This window comes from Leisingera sp. JC11 (assembly GCF_040704725.1).
Classification (GTDB): Bacteria; Pseudomonadota; Alphaproteobacteria; order Rhodobacterales; family Rhodobacteraceae; genus Leisingera.
On sequence record NZ_JBFCVS010000005.1, the window covers coordinates 93,817 to 109,437 of the forward strand.

Consider the following 15,621-nt stretch of genomic DNA (forward strand, 5'->3'; position numbering starts at 1 on the left):
CCACCCTACGAATTACTCGATGATTTTGGAAACAACGCCGGCGCCGACGGTGCGGCCGCCTTCGCGGATGGCGAAGCGCAGGCCGTCTTCCATCGCGATCGGCGCGATCAGCTCTACCGAGAACTTCAGGTTGTCGCCCGGCATCACCATCTCGGTGCCTTCCGGCAGGGTCACGGTGCCGGTCACGTCGGTGGTGCGGAAGTAGAACTGCGGACGGTAGTTCGCGAAGAACGGGGTGTGGCGGCCGCCTTCTTCCTTGGTCAGGATGTAGGCTTCGGCTTCGAACTTGGTGTGCGGGGTCACGGAACCCGGCTTGCACAGCACCTGGCCGCGCTCAACACCGTCACGGTCGACACCGCGCAGCAGGGCGCCGATGTTGTCGCCGGCTTCACCGCGGTCCAGCAGCTTGCGGAACATTTCCACGCCGGTGCAGGTGGTTTTCTTGGTGTCGTGGATGCCGACGATTTCGATCTCGTCGCCGACGTTGATCACACCGCGCTCCACACGGCCGGTCACAACGGTGCCGCGGCCGGAGATCGAGAACACGTCTTCGATCGGCATCAGGAACGGCTGGTCAACCGCACGCTCGGGGGTCGGGATGTACTCGTCCACGGCCGCCATCAGCTCTTTGATCTTGTTTTCGCCGATTTCCGGATCGCGGCCTTCCATTGCGGCCAGAGCGGAACCTGCAACGATCGGGATATCGTCGCCCGGGAACTCGTAGGAGGACAGCAGCTCGCGGATTTCCATTTCGACGAGCTCCAGCAGCTCTTCGTCGTCGACCTGGTCAACCTTGTTCATGAACACGACCAGCGCAGGCACGCCGACCTGGCGGGCCAGCAGGATGTGCTCGCGGGTCTGCGGCATCGGGCCGTCAGCAGCGTTCACAACCAGGATCGCGCCGTCCATCTGGGCCGCGCCGGTGATCATGTTCTTGACGTAGTCGGCGTGGCCGGGGCAGTCGACGTGCGCATAGTGGCGGGCGTCGGTTTCATACTCGACGTGGGCGGTCGAGATGGTGATGCCGCGGGCTTTTTCTTCCGGTGCGCCGTCGATCTGGTCGTAGGCTTTGAAGTCACCGAAGTATTTGGTGATAGCCGCGGTCAGAGTGGTCTTGCCGTGGTCAACGTGGCCAACGGTGCCGATGTTGACGTGCGGTTTATTACGTTCAAACTTTTCCTTAGCCATTGCTTAGGCGCCCTTTTGAAATGAGGGGTCTCATCGCGACCCGGTTTCCTCTGCGCCGGCGGATTATTTGGTTTGCCGGCAAAAATCAACCCGTTCCTGCTTGACAGGGGCGGTTTTCACAAGGCTCAGCCAGCCGGTTGCGTCTCTGCCGCAGCGGCCTCTGCGCTGCTGCCCGATTCCGCCGCGGCGCGCGGGGCAAACCAGCCCTCCTCCTGGTGCTGCTCGGCCATCCATTCCTCGACCTTGTCGGCGATATTGACCGCCAGCCCCTGGATCTGCTCCTGCTTGGTGCGGGCATGGCCGGAGCCCAGGAAGGCGCTTTCGCCGGTGGTGCTTTCGAAGATCTCCATCTGATGCTTCTTGGCGAGGAATTTCTTCTGCGCCACGTCATAGACAAAGACGTTCACAACCACCGCGCTTTTGGGGGAGAACAGCACCGGCACGCCGGGCGGCGCCAGCATGAACCCTTCGAGGGTCACCGCGACGTCATATTCCTGCGCGCCCTGGTAGCGGCGCAGGCGGGTGTTCAGCGCGTTTTCTATCGGTGCGGTCCATTCGCTGTGCTCGGCGTCGCGCGACAGCGGCCATTGCAGCGCTTTCTCAGTGTAGACATGGGTCACGCGGGCCTGGAAGGCGCCCAGATCCTCCGGCGCCTCATCCAGGCGGGTTTCGCCGCAGGCGGCAAGCAGGGCCAGCGCAGCCAGCATGGAAAGAATGCGGATCATGGAAGTCCCCCACGGTAAATCGGTCCTGCCCAGATAGCCGGGCGCAGCATACAGGGTAAAGGCCCGGATTCAGCAGCCCCCGCGCGGGTGGCGCGGGGGGCACAGGCAGGCGGCAGGTTTCTGCCGCCTTACTTGAACTTGTAGTTGCGCGGGAAGCCGTGCGGCGGGCGTTTGCCCACCCCGGCGCGCTTGCCGAGCCACTGGGTGAGGTCGGCCTCGTGGCGGGTCTTGCCGCCGCCCATTTCCCACTTGAGGCCCTCTTCCCAGTTGAAAGTGGTGATGTCGGAGAGGCCGCCGTCCAGTTCCAGCGAGCCCTGCTTGCCGCGGGCCATGTTGTATTTCTGCAGGCGCACGCCCTTGCCGCGGGTGAGCTCGGGCATCTCCTCGACCGCGAAGACCAGGAACTTGCCGTTCTCCGAGACCACGGCGACGTGATCGCCGTCGACCGGGATACAAATCTTGGCACGCTCGTCGTCCTTGACGTTCAGCACCTGCTTGCCGCTGCGGGTCTGGGCGACGATTTCCTTCTCGGCGCAGATGAAGCCGTTGCCCGCGTCAGAGGCAACCAGCAGGCGGCCGTCGGGGTTGTGGATCATCAGGTCAACGATCTCTGCCTCGTTCGGCAGGTCGACCATCAGGCGCAAGGGTTCGCCCATGCCGCGCCCGCCGGGCAGGTTGGCGGCCGACAGGGTGTAGAAACGGCCGTTGGAGCCGAACACCAAGAGGCGGTCGGTGGTTTCCGCATGGAAAATGAAGCGCGGGCCGTCGCCGTCCTTGAACTTCAGCTCGCGGTTCAGGTCGATGTGGCCGGTCATGGCGCGGATCCAGCCCATTTGCGAGCAGACCACGGTGATCGGTTCGCGGTCGATCATCGCCTCCAGCGGCACGTCTTCGACCTCGCCCGCCTCGGCAAAGAGGGTGCGGCGGGCGCCGCCTGCGTAATCCTTGCCGAACTGCTTCTTGGTTTCTTTCAGCTGCTCGGAGATGCGGGACCATTGCAGGTCTTCGGAGGCCAGCAGTTCGACCAGTCCGGCGCGTTCCTCGCGCAGGGCATCGCGTTCGCGGACCAGCTCGATTTCTTCCAGTTTGCGCAAAGACCGCAGGCGCATGTTGAGGATCGCCTCAGCCTGCACCTCTGTCAGCTCACCCGCGCCGGGGGCCGGGGTGACATACTCGGCCTCGGTGAAGGCGCGGGGGTGGTCCTTGCTCCAGTCCTCGCGGATCAGGGCCGCCTTGGGGTCCTCGTCATAGCGGATGATGTCGATCACCCGGTCGAGGTTGAGGAAGGCAATGATGAAGCCTTCGAGCACTTCCAGCCGGTGGTCGATCTTTTCCATCCGGTGGCGCGAGCGGCGCTGCAGCACGTCGCGGCGGTGGTCGAGGAAGGCGCGCAGCACCTCCTTCATGGAGCAGACTTTGGGGGTCACACCGTCGATCAGCACGTTCATGTTGAGGCTGAAGCGGATTTCCAGGTCCGAGTTGCGGAACATCATGTTCATCAGAACCTCGGGGTCCACGTTCTTGGACTTGGGTTCCAGGATGATGCGGATGTCGTCCGCCGATTCGTCGCGCACGTCGGCGAGGATCGGCACCTTCTTGGTCTGGATCAGCTCGGCGATCTTCTCGATCAGCTTGGATTTCTGGACCTGATAGGGGATCTCGGTGACGACGACCTGCCATTGGCCCCGGCCAAGATCCTCGACCTCGTGCTTGCAGCGCAGGCGGAAGGAACCGCGGCCGGTGCTGTAGGCCTTGGCGATGTTTTCCTTGGGCTCGACGATGATGCCGCCGGTGGGGAAGTCCGGGCCGGGCACGTAGTTCAGCAGGGTGTCGTCGCGGGCATCCGGCGTCCGGATCAGATGCAGGCAGGCGTCGATCAGCTCGGCAATGTTGTGCGGCGGGATGTTAGTGGCCATGCCCACCGCGATGCCTGCGGCGCCGTTGGCCAGGATGTTCGGGAAGGTCGCGGGCAGCACCGCCGGTTCGGTCAGGCGGCCGTCGTAGTTGTCGCGGAAATCGACCGAATCCTCGTTCAGTCCTTCCAGCATCGCCTCAGCCACGAAGGTCATCCGCGCCTCGGTGTAGCGGGAGGCCGCCGGGTTATCGCCGTCGATGTTGCCGAAGTTGCCCTGGCCGTCGACCAGCGGGTAGCGGACGTTGAAATCCTGCGCCAGGCGCGCCATCGCGTCATAGATCGCGGCGTCGCCGTGGGGGTGGAAGTCGCCCATGGTGTCGCCAGAGATCTTGGCCGATTTCAGGAAGCCGCCGGTGGAACTGAGGCGCAGGCGGTTCATCGCATAAAGGATGCGCCGGTGCACCGGCTTCAGCCCGTCGCGCGCGTCGGGCAGTGCCCGGTGCATGATGGTGCTGAGCGCATAGGTCAAATAGCGCTCGCCAATGGCGCGGCGCAGCGGTTCCAGGATTTCACCCTGTTCGGGGGCAGACGGCATGTCGGGATCTTCTACCAGGTCGGTCATGAAATCGTGATACTGCCGCCGCTGGAATTGGTAAAGCGGGCGCGCGCGAAATTCGCAGGCTGCTGCGGCGCACCAACGGATTCCGGGGGGAGAAGAAGTCTGACTCTCCCCTGTTTCCCCGCTGTTAACTTGCCCTAGGTTAAATGGAACCAGGCAGCCGCGCCGTGCGTTTCTTTTTCAAACCAATGCTATTCCGTGCAGCTGCCTGTGTGGTGGTACGAGGGGGACTAGGTTATGTCGCGATTTATTTTTGTGTCTTTCGCATTTTTGGGCTGGGGGTTCTACGAACTCAGCGGAGGGGCGGATTTTGAGCCGCCGAAACGTCCGGAGCCTGTGGCTGAAGCCAAACCAGCCGCAGCGGCGCCGGGGCCCGAGAGAATCACCACTGCCGCATTGAGTGCGCAGCCGGTCCTGACCCGGCGCAGCGAAACCGTGCCACCCGCCCGTCCCGCAGCCGATCCCAATCTGCGCCAGCGCGTGGCGGCCCAGCATCTTGCGAGTGCATCCGGCGTGCTGGCTTCGACCCAAACGGCGTTCTCGGCGGAGCCGGAAGCGGCAACCCTGCAGCTGGCCTCGCTGGAAGGCGGGCTGGCGGCGGTCAGCGCAACACCGGTTGCGCTGGCAGCGGAGGAAACTGCGGCACCCGCCTCGCCCGCGCCCGAAACCTATGTTGACCGCCGCCGCATCCGCGCCTCGCGGGTGAACATGCGGCAGGGGCCGGGCACCAATTACCCGGTGATTGCCCGCCTCTTGGGCGGGGATGAGGTGATCGTGTTCGAGGACAGCGGCACCGGCTGGCTGCACCTGCGCGCGCCCGGCAAGGGCAAGGTGGGCTGGATTGCCGCTTCCCTGGTGAGCAAGAAACGCCCATAAGTGCTCCGGAGATTTCCGGCAAAAGGGCGATCACTTGAAAAAGACTATCCTGATCACAGGCTGCTCCTCAGGAATCGGCCTGGATGCGGCCCGCGGCATGCGGGCGCGCGGCTGGCGGGTGTTTGCCTCCTGCCGGCAGCAGCGCGACTGCGACCGGATGCGGGCCGAAGGTTTCGAGAGCCCGCGCATTGATTACACCGACCCGGAAAGCATCACCGCAGGACTGGCGGAAGTGCTGGAGGCCACCGGCGGCACCCTGGATGCGCTGTTCAACAATGGCGCGCACGGGCTGCCGGGCGCGGTGGAGGATCTGCCGACCGAAGGGCTGCGCGCGATCTTCGAGGCCAATTTCTTTGGCTGGCACGAGCTGACCCGGCAGGTGATTCCGGTGATGCGCAAGCAGGGGCACGGGCGGATCGTGCAGAATTCCTCGATCCTGGGGTTTGTGACCTTTCCCTGGCGCGGTGCCTATGTGGCGACGAAATACGCGCTGGAGGGGCTGACGGACACCCTGCGGGTGGAGCTGCGCGGGACCGGTATTCACATGGTGCTGATCGAGCCGGGGCCGGTGACGTCGAAAATCCGCGAGAAATCGATCCCGCATTTCGAGCGCTTCATTGACTGGAAGGCGTCGCCGCTGCGCGAGCTGTACGAATCGCGGCTGCTGAAGCGGCTTTACGAAGGCACCGGACCTGACCGGTTCGAGCTGCCGGCCTCAGCCGTCACCGCCAAGCTGGCGCATGCCTGCGAATCCAGGCGGCCGCATCCGCGCTATTATGTCACCACGCCCACGCATATCGCCGGCTTCCTGCGGCGCATCCTGCCGACACGGGCAATTGACCGCATCCTTGTGAAGCTCGGATAGGGTCGCCATCGGCGCCCGTGCAGGGTAGACGGTTGCCAGCAGAATAGATGGTCTTGGGGGACAGGATGAGCGATCCGCTGTATTATCTGGCACTGGCAGCCGTGGCGGCCGTGGTTGTGGCGCTGGTCATCGGCATTGGCGGTTTCGGCAAGGGCGGCGAGTTCAACCGCCGCAATGCCAACAAAATGATGCGGCTGCGCATCCTGTTTCAATTCATTGCGGTGGTGCTGGTGCTGACGTACGTCTACCTGCGCAACCAGGGAGGATAAGCGGCGATGGTCGTTCTGAACAAGATTTACACCCGCACCGGCGACAAGGGCGAAACCGCGCTCGGCAACGGCGAGCGGGTGGCCAAGCATTCGGCGCGGGTCAATGCCTATGGCACTTCGGATGAGCTGAATTCCTTTGTCGGCGTCGCCCGGCTGGAAGCGGACGGCGAGATGGATGCGGCGCTGGCGCGGATCCAGAACGACCTGTTCGATCTGGGCGCAGACCTGTGCCGGCCGGAGATGGATAAGGATGCGGACGCCGAGTACCCGCCGCTGCGGATTGCAGTGGCGCAGGTCGAGCGGCTGGAAGCCGAGATCGACGTGATGAACAAGGATCTGGAGTCGCTGCGCAGCTTCATCCTGCCGGGCGGGTCAAAACTGGCGGCGCATCTGCATGTCTGCCGCACCGTGGCGCGCCGCGCCGAACGGCTGGCCACCGACCTCAGCACAACGGAAGACGTGAACCCGGCGGCGGTGAAATACCTGAACCGCCTTTCCGACTGGTTCTTTGTCGCCGCTCGCACCGCCAACAACGGCGGTAAGGACGACGTCCTGTGGGTGCCCGGCGCCAACCGCTGAGGCCCCCTGCCCCGGTCTGATTCGCACTTTGGCGCCGGATTCTTGCGAATCCGGCGCCAAACACGTCATGCGGGGCTCCCGCGCCCTGCCGTTGCGGCAGGCGGATTTCCCACCGGAAACATTCTTGCAAAAATGATGTTCCAAATGAGCAAACGCGACGTCGGCGTGCGCTAACGTGACGATTTTGCCCTGTTGCGCGCCCGCACCAGCCGGTATCAACGCTGCGAGAGCATAGAGGGGGAGTCGCCCTGGGGCGGCTTGCCGTTTGTTAAGGAGAGAACGCAAAATGAAGGTACTCGTGCCTGTCAAACGCGTGATTGACTACAACGTGAAGGTCCGCGTCAAAGCGGACGGCAGCGGTGTCGATCTCGCCAACGTGAAAATGTCGATGAACCCCTTCGACGAAATCGCTGTCGAAGAAGCCATCCGCCTGAAAGAAGCCGGCAAGGCTGATGAGGTGGTTGCGGTTTCCATCGGCGTGAAGCAGGCCCAGGAAACCCTGCGCACCGCGCTGGCCATGGGCGCAGACCGCGCCATCCTGGTGGTTGCTGCCGACGACGTGCACTCCGACATCGAGCCGCTGGCGGTCGCCAAGATCCTGGCCAAAGTGGTCGAGGAAGAGCAGCCGGGCGTCGTGCTCTGCGGCAAGCAGGCAATCGACAACGACATGAACGCAACCGGCCAGATGCTGTCGGCGCTGCTGGGCTGGTCCCAGGGCACCTTTGCCTCCGAGCTGGACATCGAAGGCGACAGCGCCAAGGTGACCCGTGAGGTCGACGGCGGCCTGCAGACCATTTCCGTGAAGATGCCCGCCATCATCACCGTGGACCTGCGCCTGAACGAGCCGCGCTATGCGTCGCTGCCGAACATCATGAAGGCGAAGAAGAAGCCGCTGGACGAGAAAACCGCCGCCGACTACGGCGTCGACGTCACGCCGCGCCTGGAAATCGTCAAAACCGAAGAGCCGCCGGCACGCGCCGCAGGCATCGTGGTCGGCTCCGTCGACGAGCTGGTTGAGAAACTCAAAGAAGCGGGGGCTGTGTAATGGCTGTTCTTCTCCTTGCTGAAGTGACCGACGGCGCGCTGGCGCTGGACGCGACCGCAAAAGCCGTTGCCGCTGCCTCCAAGCTGGGCGACGTGACCGTTCTGGCCGCTGGCGCATCTGCTGCTGCGGCCGGCGAAGAAGCTGCCAAGATCGCAGGCGTGTCCAAGGTGCTGGTCGCCGAAGACGCATCGCTGGGCCACCGCCTGGCGGAGCCGACCGCGGCGCTGATCGCAGGCCTGGCCTCCGACTTCGAGCACATCGTTGCTCCGGCCACCACCGACGCCAAGAACGTTCTGCCGCGCGTTGCCGCGCTGCTGGACGTGATGGTGATCTCGGACGTCTCCGGCGTTGTCGACGGCAACACCTTCGAGCGCCCGATCTATGCCGGCAACGCGATCCAGACCGTGAAATCCAGCGACGCCAAGAAAGTCGTCTCCTTCCGCACCGCGTCCTTTGACGCAGCTGGCGAAGGCGGCTCGGCATCGGTTGAGACCATCTCGGCTGCCGCAAACCCGGGCCTGTCCGAGTGGGTCGAAGACAAGGTTGCCGCAAGCGACCGTCCCGAGCTGACCTCGGCCGGCATCGTTGTCTCCGGCGGCCGCGGCGTCGGCTCCGAGGAAGACTTCAAACTGATCGAAAACCTGGCCGACAAGCTGGGCGCCGCTGTTGGCGCCTCCCGCGCCGCCGTCGACTCGGGCTATGCCCCGAACGACTGGCAGGTGGGTCAGACCGGCAAGGTTGTTGCACCGGACCTGTATGTCGCCATCGGCATCTCCGGCGCCATTCAGCACCTGGCCGGCATGAAGGACTCCAAGGTCATCGTGGCGATCAACAAGGACGAGGAAGCACCGATCTTCCAGGTTGCGGACTTCGGCCTGGTTGCCGACCTGTTCGACGCCGTCCCGGCCCTGACCGAGAAACTGGGCTGAGCCCAGCCGGACAGCTGACCAAAGGAAAGGCCCGCCATTTGGCGGGCCTTTTTCCGTTCCGGGAGCGCGGGCTGTTTTTGGGCCTGGCCCCTAGGCCTGCAGCAGCGGTTTCAGGTCACCGGCCAGCGCCTCTGCGATTTTCAGGTGTTCCTTGGGCCCGATCATGTGGCGGGCTGCGGGCAGCTCCATCGGGCCGAAGATCATGCCGGAGATATCCTGCGCCGCGGCGGCGGAGGCGGCCTTGATCTCGAGGATGCCCTGCACCTTGGGGCGCAGCGCATCAGCCATGGCGCGGTCAACAAGCACCGGCTCCTCCGGGAAGCCGGCACCGGCGTCCAGCGCATAGCGCAGCCACAGAAGCAGGACGCGGCCGTCCAGATCATCCACCAGCCTGCTCATCCGGTCGACCCAGCTGCGCTGCAGCTGTTCGCGCACCTGCTCGAACCGCTGGGCGGAGATGTCGCGCAGGGTGCACAAGAGATGCTTGTTGAAATGGAATTCGGTGAAGTCGACCTCAGGATACAGAGACTTGAGCGCGGGCTGGGCCGCCAGGAAACGGTCATTGCGGCGCGGATGCACCCGGTAATAGGGGTTGGATATATTCTGCGCCCCCAGCATCTGCACCACGGTCAGGCGGGCCTTGCGGGCCACCTCGATCAGGGTGTCGTCCTGCGCAAAGCTGTCCAGGCCCGCATTCACGCTGCCTAGGTTGACGCAATCCATGCCCAGCCGGGTCTGCAGCGAGTCGACAAAGGGAAATTCAACGAATCGCCCGTAGACTTCGGTTCCGCCCAGGAAGGCAACATAAGGGTCTTCCAGAGACCTTCGCGGCCCCCGTACCAGCAGTCTGGATTGACCATATCTGCATGGTTCCCCCGCAAGCGCCCCCGCGCTTTTGAGTTCATAGCTCATAGTACCACCAATTTTTCACCCGAGACTCACCTTGGCGGGCAAGCATTGCAATTTCCCTAAAGTGAGAATTTGCCTCAAATCCGGGTCAGCTGCCCTTGTGCCTGCCCGTGCCCGGCCAGTAAGGTTGCCGCAGATATTTCAGGAGCCTGAGGCATGGAAATTCAGAAGGTTGGTGTGATCGGCGCAGGTCAGATGGGCAATGGCATTGCCCATGTCATGGCGCTGGCCGGATACGAGGTCGTGCTGAATGACGTCAGCCAGCAGGCGCTGGACGGCGCGCTGAGCCTCATCCACAAGAACATGGAGCGCCAGGCCAGCAAAGGGAAGATTTCCGAAGCCGATGTGAAGGGCGCGCTGGCGCGGATCGTGCCGTCGCTGAAGCTGGCAGACGTGGGCGCAACCGATCTGGTGATCGAGGCCGCGACCGAGCGCGAGACCGTGAAGCAGGCGATCTTTGAGGACCTGCAGCCGCATCTGCAGCCGCATACGATCCTGACCTCCAACACCTCGTCGATCTCGATCACCCGGCTGGCCAGCCGCACCGACCGCCCCGAGCGCTTCATGGGGTTCCATTTCATGAATCCGGTGCCCGTGATGCAGCTGGTGGAGCTGATCCGCGGCATCGCAACGGATGAGCCGACCTTCAAGGCGTGCCAGGACGTGGTGGCGCGGCTGGGCAAGACCTCTGCCAGCGCCGAGGATTTCCCGGCCTTCATCGTCAACCGGATCCTGATGCCGATGATCAACGAGGCGGTTTATACGCTTTATGAAGGCGTGGGGTCGGTGAAGTCGATCGACGAATCGATGAAGCTGGGTGCCAACCACCCGATGGGGCCGCTGGAGCTGGCGGATTTCATCGGCCTGGACACCTGTCTGGCGATCATGAACGTGCTGCACGACGGCCTAGCGGATACCAAGTACCGCCCCTGCCCGCTGCTGACCAAATACGTCGAGGCGGGCTGGCTGGGCCGCAAGACCCAGCGCGGGTTCTATGACTACCGCGGCGAAACCCCGGTGCCGACCCGGTAACAGACGGCACAAGCAAAGAAGCGCCCCGCGGGGCGCTTTTTCGTTTCCAGCCGTATGAATCAGGCGGGCTCAGCCCTGCTTGCCGAGGCTCAGCGTGTGCTCGCGGAGCCAGGCCATGAAGCCGCGCGGATCGGTTTGCAGCTGCGCCATCTGTTCATCGGTCAGCGGCTTGCCGACCACCGGCGCCTGCGGCTTGTTGCAGGAGCGGACAATCTCGTGCAGCAGCAGGCCCTGGCGCAGGATCGGGGAGATCTGGCAGGCGATCTGATACCAGCGCGAGTTCGAACCGGGGAAGTAGATCGGCACCACCCGGGCACCGGAGCGGCGGATCAGCTGGGCGGTGAAGACGTTCCATTCACGCTCGACCGCGGGGCCGAACCAGCTGTCCGACGACATCACCACGCCCGAGGGGAACAGGGCCACGGCGCCGCCGTCCTTGAGGAAGGCCATGGTCTTGGCGCGCATGTCCACCATCTTGCGCTGCGCTTCGGGATCGTGCGGGAAGGGCACCGGGATCATGAAGGAGGTCGCGGCCTCGTCCAGGCCGGTCAGCACCGAGCGGGTCAGGATGCGGTAGTCGAGACGGCGGCGGCCAATGAGGTCCGCAAAGATCATGCCGTCGACCATCCCGTGCGGGTGGTTGGCGACGATCACTACCGGGCCGTCGGCGGGGATGTTGTCGATCTGCTCCTGCGGGGTCTGCAGGTCGATGCCCATGGTGTTGAGCGCGCCGCGCCAGAATTTCTGGCCGCGGTATTCGGCGTTCTGCTTCTCGAACTTGTTGACCATGCGCAGGATCGTCAGCTTGCCGGTCAGCCATTCGATGGTCTTGATCGCCAGCGAGGTCCAGCGGTCATCGAAGGAGTTGGCATAGGTCAGCGTGCGGCGGTCATAGACCTCGCCCGTTGTCTGCTCAGCGGTGTCCGGCGCGATGCCGGTATTCCTGTCTTGTGCGGTATCCGCCAATGTGCCTATTCCCGTCCCGTCGCCGGCGCGGGCCTAGTAGCCCTCGCCGAACTTGTCGGCCACCAGAGCCTCCAGCGCATGCGCCAGCGCGTCAGCATCAGGCCCCGAAGTCTCGACGTCAATAGTCGTTCCTTTCGAGGCTGCCAACATCAAAAGCCCCATAATACTGTCGCCGGAGGCGGACATTCCGTCCTTCAGCACCTCTGCCGTGGCGTCAAACGCTTCGACCACCTCGACCAGTTTGGCGGAGGCGCGGGCGTGCAGCCCCTTTTCATTGATGATTTTCAGCGTCTTCAGAGCCATTTAATGTGCCTGCTCCCCGTCAGGGTTTACGTTTTGGGCGTTGATATACTTGCGCCCGGCCTCCATCGCCTGGCGGACCGCGTCGGCAACCGGCAGGTGGCGGGATTTCGCCAGTTTGATCAGCATCGGCAGGTTGGCGCCATAGAGAATCCGGCGGTCCGCAGGCGCGCAGGCCTTGAGACTGAGGTTGGAGGGCGAGCCGCCGAACAGGTCCACGACCACAACCACGCCGCCGCCGCTGTCAACCTTGTCGGCTGCGGCGGCAATTTCTTTCTGCTTGGCACTGCGGTCATCTTCCGGGCCGATGCCAATGGCCACCAGGCTGGGCTGCGGACCCACAACGTGTTCCACTGCGGCAAGGTATTCCTTTGCCAGTCCGCCATGCGCTACGATCACAATCCCGATCAACCCGGCCTCTCACTTCTTTTGCTGGCCTTGCAGCTCGCGGTGTCTAATTGACACTTGCAGGCCGTCCTCTGCAAGGGCCTTGGCCAGGGTTTCCGCCATTGTGACCGAGCGGTGCTGGCCGCCGGTGCAGCCGAAGGCGATGGAAAAATGCGACTTGCCCTCGTCCCGGTAGGCCGGCAGCAGCAGCCGGGTGAGGTCCAGCACCCGGTCGAAGAAGGGCTGGAACCGGGCGTCGGCACGGACATAGTCCTGCACCGCGGGGTCCCGGCCGTTCAGTGCGCGCAGGCCCGGGTCCCAGTAAGGGTTTGCCAGAAAGCGGCAGTCGAACACCATGTCGATACCGTGCGGCATGCCGCGCTTGTAGGAGAAGCTCTGCACCGACAGCGCCAGGGTGCGGCCGCCGGGGGCGAACCAGCGCTCGATCTCTGCCTTCAGCTGGTGGACGTTCATGTCGGAGGTGTCGAGCAGGATATCGGCCCGGTCGCGGATCGGGCCCATCAGGTCCAGCTCGCGGCGTACGCCCTCACCCGGGGATTCCGCGGGTGCCAGCGGGTGGCGGCGGCGGGTTTCCGAGTAGCGGCGCAGCAGCACGTCGGGCTGCGAATCGAGGTAAAGTACAGTCAGGTCCAGCTCGCGGCGGCCCGACAGCATGTCGATCACATCGAGCAGCGCGCGCGGCGAGAAATCCCGGTTGCGGCTGTCCAGCCCCAAGGCCATCGGGCGCGGAGCGGCGGCGGCGTCGAACAGGCCGGGCAGAAGGCGGAGCGGCAGGTTGTCGATCGCCTCGAAACCGAGATCCTCCAGCACGTTGATCGCGGTGGTCCGGCCCGCGCCGGAAGGGCCGGTGACCAGAACCGCCGGCACCGCCTGTTTTTTCTGATCAGGCATCCGGATCCAGCGCCCCGCATCTGAGGTATTGCATCAGGGCCGGGGCGAAATGGGCGCCATCCACCCGTTTGACCCGTGCGACCTCCTGCCCCAGCAGCTGCGTTGTGTGGTGCACAGGCAGGCGTTCGGTTTCGGTCTCGTCCAGATCGACCAGCACGGTCACCGGCACCGGGCTGCGGATCTGCGCCTGCAGCAGGCCCATGTAGCGGGCCTCAATCAGACCGCGGATCGGTTCCGGGGCGCTGGCGACCAGCTGCCCGTGCAAGACCTGCACCAGCACCCGGTCGTCGGCCACCAGCTGGGCGCCAAAGGCCATCAGCTGCAGCGCCAGCGCGGATTTGCCCTGCCCGGAGGTGCCGGTGATCAAAAGCCCCCGCCCCTCCAGCGCGACGCAGGAGGCATGCAGGATGAGGCTTTGCGGTTCAGACATGGGCTTTCACCGGCTTCAGACAGGCAAGCCTACCACAAAACGCGCGCCAAGCGGCTCAGAAGTTACATCGGCCTCTGTCGGGCGGATGTTCTCGGCCCAGATCACGCCGCCATGCGCCTCGACGATCTGCTTGGAGATCGCCAGGCCAAGGCCGGAGTTGTTGCCGAAATGCTCCACCGGGCGCTGCGAGTAGAAGCGTTTGAAAATCTTGGAGAGCGCCTGGTCGGGAATGCCGGGGCCGGTGTCCTCGACCACCACCAGCACCCGGTTGGCGCGGCGCCGCGCCCAGACGCGGATGGCATCGCCCTCCTCGCAGAAGGAAATCGCGTTGGTGATCAGGTTGACAAAGACCTGCGCCAGCCGGGCCTCCAGCCCTTGCAGCTGGATCGGCTGCGCCGGCAGGTCGGTGATATAGTCGATGCCCTTGGCGCGGGCATCCTCGCCCAGGTACTGGTTCAGGTTGCCCAGCATGGCCAGCAGGTCGAATTCCTCTTCCTCCTCCTTGACCAGTTCGGCATCCAGCCGCGAAGCGTTGGAGATGTCACTGACCAAGCGGTCGAGGCGGCGCACGTCGTGTTCGATCACATCCATCAGCTTTTGCCGCTGGTCGTCGCGCTTGACCATGCGCAGGGTGCCGACCGCGGATTGCAGGCTGGCGAGCGGGTTCTTGATCTCATGCGCCACATCGGCGGCGAATTGTTCATTGCTGTCGATGCGGGAATAGAGCGCCTTGACCATGCCGCGCAGGGCCCGGCTGAGACGGCCGATCTCATCAGGGCGGGCGGACAAGTCCGGGATGCGGATCCGTCCCGGATTGGATTTGCGGCTGCCGCGGTCGCGGCCCAACTCTGCCGCCTCAGCCAGATCAGCCAGCGGGTTGGCAATGGTCGAGGCCAGCACCAGGCTGAGGCCGACAGAGACCAGCAGCGCCACCACGAACATCTGCAGCACCCGCTCCTGCTCGCCGCGGACCAGCGCGTCCACCTCGCCGGTGGGCGAAGTCAGCGCGATCACCCCCACGGCGGCGCCGTTGTGCATAATCGGGGTGGCCGCGGAAATCACCCGGCTGCCGCCGGTGTCCGCCACCGTTTCAACCCCGGTGCCGCCATTCATCGCCTGGTCCACCAGCCCGCTGAGCCGCTCCTCCAGCGACGGGCCGGAAGCGGCGGGCGGTTCACCGCCATCAGCCAGCCCCCAGAGGCGGGACAGCGCATCGCTGATCAGGGTGCGGCTGCGGCCGCTGTCGTTGAGCACATTCAGCGCATCGCTGCGGTCCACGCCCTTGATGCTGGAAATCAGGTTGCCGGTGGTGTCGAACACAAAGGCCTCGACACCGCCGCGCAGGCTGAGCCGGGCCAGCGTGTCCTCCACCTGGATGCCGTCGCCGGCGGCAAAGCTGACAGCGCCAGCCGCGGGCATTTCGGCCTCGAACACATCGGCGGCCAGCATCGCCTCAGAGACCAGCGCACCGGCCCGCTGCTGCACCAGGCTCTGGCGGGAGGAGTTCAGGTAGAGGATGCCGGTGACCAGGATGGTCAGCGCAATCAGGTTGAAGGTGATGATCCGGCGGGTCAGCGGCGACCCCTTGAGCGGCAAGAGACCGCGGCGGGCGCGCTTGACCTGCATTTCCCGCGTGACCGACTGGTCGGGGGTGACCCAGTCCTCCCCCAGAACCACATCACCGTCCTGCTGGCGTTGCACTATGCTGGTATCGCGCATCCGCGCCACTCCCTTG

Annotated in this window: 17 protein-coding genes; 7 read left to right on the plus strand and 10 right to left on the minus strand. The window is 64.5% G+C overall.

Going from position 1 to position 15,621, the window contains the following annotated elements; genetic code table 11:
* Positions 1 to 12 precede the first annotated feature (12 nt).
* The 3 genes from tuf to AB1A62_RS07245 all read right to left on the minus strand — a co-directional run bounded on the left by tuf (position 13) and on the right by AB1A62_RS07245 (position 4,390).
* Positions 13 to 1,188, minus strand: coding sequence for an elongation factor Tu (gene tuf / locus AB1A62_RS07235; RefSeq protein ID WP_222482653.1), 1,176 nt, complete (start codon positions 1,186 to 1,188; stop codon positions 13 to 15).
* A gap of 125 nt (positions 1,189 to 1,313) precedes the next feature.
* The gene (locus AB1A62_RS07240) at positions 1,314 to 1,913 is read right to left on the minus strand and encodes a hypothetical protein (protein ID WP_366660848.1); all 600 of its coding nucleotides are present in this window, start codon (positions 1,911 to 1,913) and stop codon (positions 1,314 to 1,316) included.
* Positions 1,914 to 2,041: 128 nt separating this feature from the next.
* Positions 2,042 to 4,390 (minus strand): DNA topoisomerase IV subunit A, encoded by a 2,349-nt coding sequence (locus AB1A62_RS07245; RefSeq protein WP_366660849.1) that lies wholly within the window; start codon positions 4,388 to 4,390, stop codon positions 2,042 to 2,044.
* A gap of 234 nt (positions 4,391 to 4,624) precedes the next feature.
* Here AB1A62_RS07245 and AB1A62_RS07250 point away from each other — a divergent pair, with 234 nt between their 5' ends.
* The 6 genes from AB1A62_RS07250 to AB1A62_RS07275 all read left to right on the plus strand — a co-directional run bounded on the left by AB1A62_RS07250 (position 4,625) and on the right by AB1A62_RS07275 (position 8,950).
* Positions 4,625 to 5,263: an SH3 domain-containing protein gene (locus tag AB1A62_RS07250; protein WP_366660850.1), complete on the plus strand. Its 639-nt coding sequence runs from the start codon at positions 4,625 to 4,627 to the stop codon at positions 5,261 to 5,263.
* A 34-nt stretch (positions 5,264 to 5,297) separates the two neighbouring features.
* Entirely contained in the window at positions 5,298 to 6,128 is an 831-nt protein-coding gene (locus AB1A62_RS07255) for an SDR family NAD(P)-dependent oxidoreductase (RefSeq protein WP_366660851.1), read from the plus strand.
* Positions 6,129 to 6,193: 65 nt separating this feature from the next.
* On the plus strand, positions 6,194 to 6,397 hold the full coding sequence (locus AB1A62_RS07260; protein ID WP_366660852.1) for a twin transmembrane helix small protein: 204 nt from the start codon (positions 6,194 to 6,196) through the stop codon (positions 6,395 to 6,397).
* A gap of 6 nt (positions 6,398 to 6,403) precedes the next feature.
* The gene (locus AB1A62_RS07265; protein ID WP_366660853.1) at positions 6,404 to 6,976 is read left to right on the plus strand and encodes a cob(I)yrinic acid a,c-diamide adenosyltransferase; all 573 of its coding nucleotides are present in this window, start codon (positions 6,404 to 6,406) and stop codon (positions 6,974 to 6,976) included.
* 286 nt (positions 6,977 to 7,262) lie between these two features.
* Complete coding sequence (locus AB1A62_RS07270; RefSeq protein WP_366660854.1) at positions 7,263 to 8,021, plus strand: electron transfer flavoprotein subunit beta/FixA family protein; 759 nt, start codon at positions 7,263 to 7,265, stop codon at positions 8,019 to 8,021.
* Positions 8,021 to 8,950, plus strand: a complete 930-nt coding sequence (locus AB1A62_RS07275; RefSeq protein ID WP_366660855.1) for an electron transfer flavoprotein subunit alpha/FixB family protein — start codon at positions 8,021 to 8,023, stop codon at positions 8,948 to 8,950. Before AB1A62_RS07270 ends, AB1A62_RS07275 begins: the two co-directional genes overlap by 1 nt.
* 90 nt (positions 8,951 to 9,040) lie before the next feature.
* Here AB1A62_RS07275 and AB1A62_RS07280 read toward each other — a convergent pair whose 3' ends face one another.
* Positions 9,041 to 9,862 (minus strand): DUF6473 family protein, encoded by an 822-nt coding sequence (locus AB1A62_RS07280; RefSeq protein WP_366660856.1) that lies wholly within the window; start codon positions 9,860 to 9,862, stop codon positions 9,041 to 9,043.
* Between the two features lie 153 nt (positions 9,863 to 10,015).
* Between AB1A62_RS07280 and AB1A62_RS07285 the strand changes: the two genes are divergently transcribed.
* The gene (locus AB1A62_RS07285; protein ID WP_366660857.1) at positions 10,016 to 10,891 is read left to right on the plus strand and encodes a 3-hydroxybutyryl-CoA dehydrogenase; all 876 of its coding nucleotides are present in this window, start codon (positions 10,016 to 10,018) and stop codon (positions 10,889 to 10,891) included.
* A gap of 69 nt (positions 10,892 to 10,960) precedes the next feature.
* Here AB1A62_RS07285 and AB1A62_RS07290 read toward each other — a convergent pair whose 3' ends face one another.
* From AB1A62_RS07290 to AB1A62_RS07315, 6 genes are read right to left on the minus strand one after another with little or no spacing between them, the layout of a single operon-like run.
* Positions 10,961 to 11,857, minus strand: a complete 897-nt coding sequence (locus AB1A62_RS07290) for a lysophospholipid acyltransferase family protein (RefSeq protein ID WP_366660858.1) — start codon at positions 11,855 to 11,857, stop codon at positions 10,961 to 10,963.
* Between the two features lie 33 nt (positions 11,858 to 11,890).
* A complete protein-coding gene (locus AB1A62_RS07295) occupies positions 11,891 to 12,160 on the minus strand; it encodes an HPr family phosphocarrier protein (RefSeq protein WP_019296580.1) in 270 nt (89 codons plus the stop codon).
* Complete coding sequence (locus AB1A62_RS07300) at positions 12,161 to 12,568, minus strand: PTS sugar transporter subunit IIA (protein ID WP_019296581.1); 408 nt, start codon at positions 12,566 to 12,568, stop codon at positions 12,161 to 12,163. It lies immediately after the preceding gene.
* A 9-nt stretch (positions 12,569 to 12,577) separates the two neighbouring features.
* On the minus strand, positions 12,578 to 13,456 hold the full coding sequence (rapZ, locus tag AB1A62_RS07305; RefSeq protein WP_366660859.1) for an RNase adapter RapZ: 879 nt from the start codon (positions 13,454 to 13,456) through the stop codon (positions 12,578 to 12,580).
* Positions 13,449 to 13,886 (minus strand): HPr kinase/phosphatase C-terminal domain-containing protein, encoded by a 438-nt coding sequence (locus tag AB1A62_RS07310; RefSeq protein ID WP_366660860.1) that lies wholly within the window; start codon positions 13,884 to 13,886, stop codon positions 13,449 to 13,451. Before AB1A62_RS07310 ends, rapZ begins: the two co-directional genes overlap by 8 nt.
* Positions 13,887 to 13,901: 15 nt before the next feature.
* Entirely contained in the window at positions 13,902 to 15,605 is a 1,704-nt protein-coding gene (locus tag AB1A62_RS07315) for a sensor histidine kinase (protein WP_366660861.1), read from the minus strand.
* Positions 15,606 to 15,621 lie beyond the last annotated feature (16 nt).

Coding starts and splice junctions, on each gene's coding strand:
- AB1A62_RS07245 (WP_366660849.1), bottom strand. CDS start 4,390: ATGACCGACCTGGTAGAAGATCCCGACATGCCGTCTGCCCCCGAACAG.
- AB1A62_RS07280 (WP_366660856.1), bottom strand. CDS start 9,862: ATGAGCTATGAACTCAAAAGCGCGGGGGCGCTTGCGGGGGAACCATGC.
- AB1A62_RS07270 (WP_366660854.1), top strand. CDS start 7,263: ATGAAGGTACTCGTGCCTGTCAAACGCGTGATTGACTACAACGTGAAG.
- AB1A62_RS07240 (WP_366660848.1), bottom strand. CDS start 1,913: ATGATCCGCATTCTTTCCATGCTGGCTGCGCTGGCCCTGCTTGCCGCC.
- AB1A62_RS07295 (WP_019296580.1), bottom strand. CDS start 12,160: ATGGCTCTGAAGACGCTGAAAATCATCAATGAAAAGGGGCTGCACGCC.
- AB1A62_RS07250 (WP_366660850.1), top strand. CDS start 4,625: ATGTCGCGATTTATTTTTGTGTCTTTCGCATTTTTGGGCTGGGGGTTC.
- tuf (WP_222482653.1), bottom strand. CDS start 1,188: ATGGCTAAGGAAAAGTTTGAACGTAATAAACCGCACGTCAACATCGGC.
- AB1A62_RS07265 (WP_366660853.1), top strand. CDS start 6,404: ATGGTCGTTCTGAACAAGATTTACACCCGCACCGGCGACAAGGGCGAA.
- AB1A62_RS07260 (WP_366660852.1), top strand. CDS start 6,194: ATGAGCGATCCGCTGTATTATCTGGCACTGGCAGCCGTGGCGGCCGTG.
- AB1A62_RS07310 (WP_366660860.1), bottom strand. CDS start 13,886: ATGTCTGAACCGCAAAGCCTCATCCTGCATGCCTCCTGCGTCGCGCTG.
- AB1A62_RS07315 (WP_366660861.1), bottom strand. CDS start 15,605: ATGCGCGATACCAGCATAGTGCAACGCCAGCAGGACGGTGATGTGGTT.
- rapZ (WP_366660859.1), bottom strand. CDS start 13,456: ATGCCTGATCAGAAAAAACAGGCGGTGCCGGCGGTTCTGGTCACCGGC.
- AB1A62_RS07285 (WP_366660857.1), top strand. CDS start 10,016: ATGGAAATTCAGAAGGTTGGTGTGATCGGCGCAGGTCAGATGGGCAAT.
- AB1A62_RS07275 (WP_366660855.1), top strand. CDS start 8,021: ATGGCTGTTCTTCTCCTTGCTGAAGTGACCGACGGCGCGCTGGCGCTG.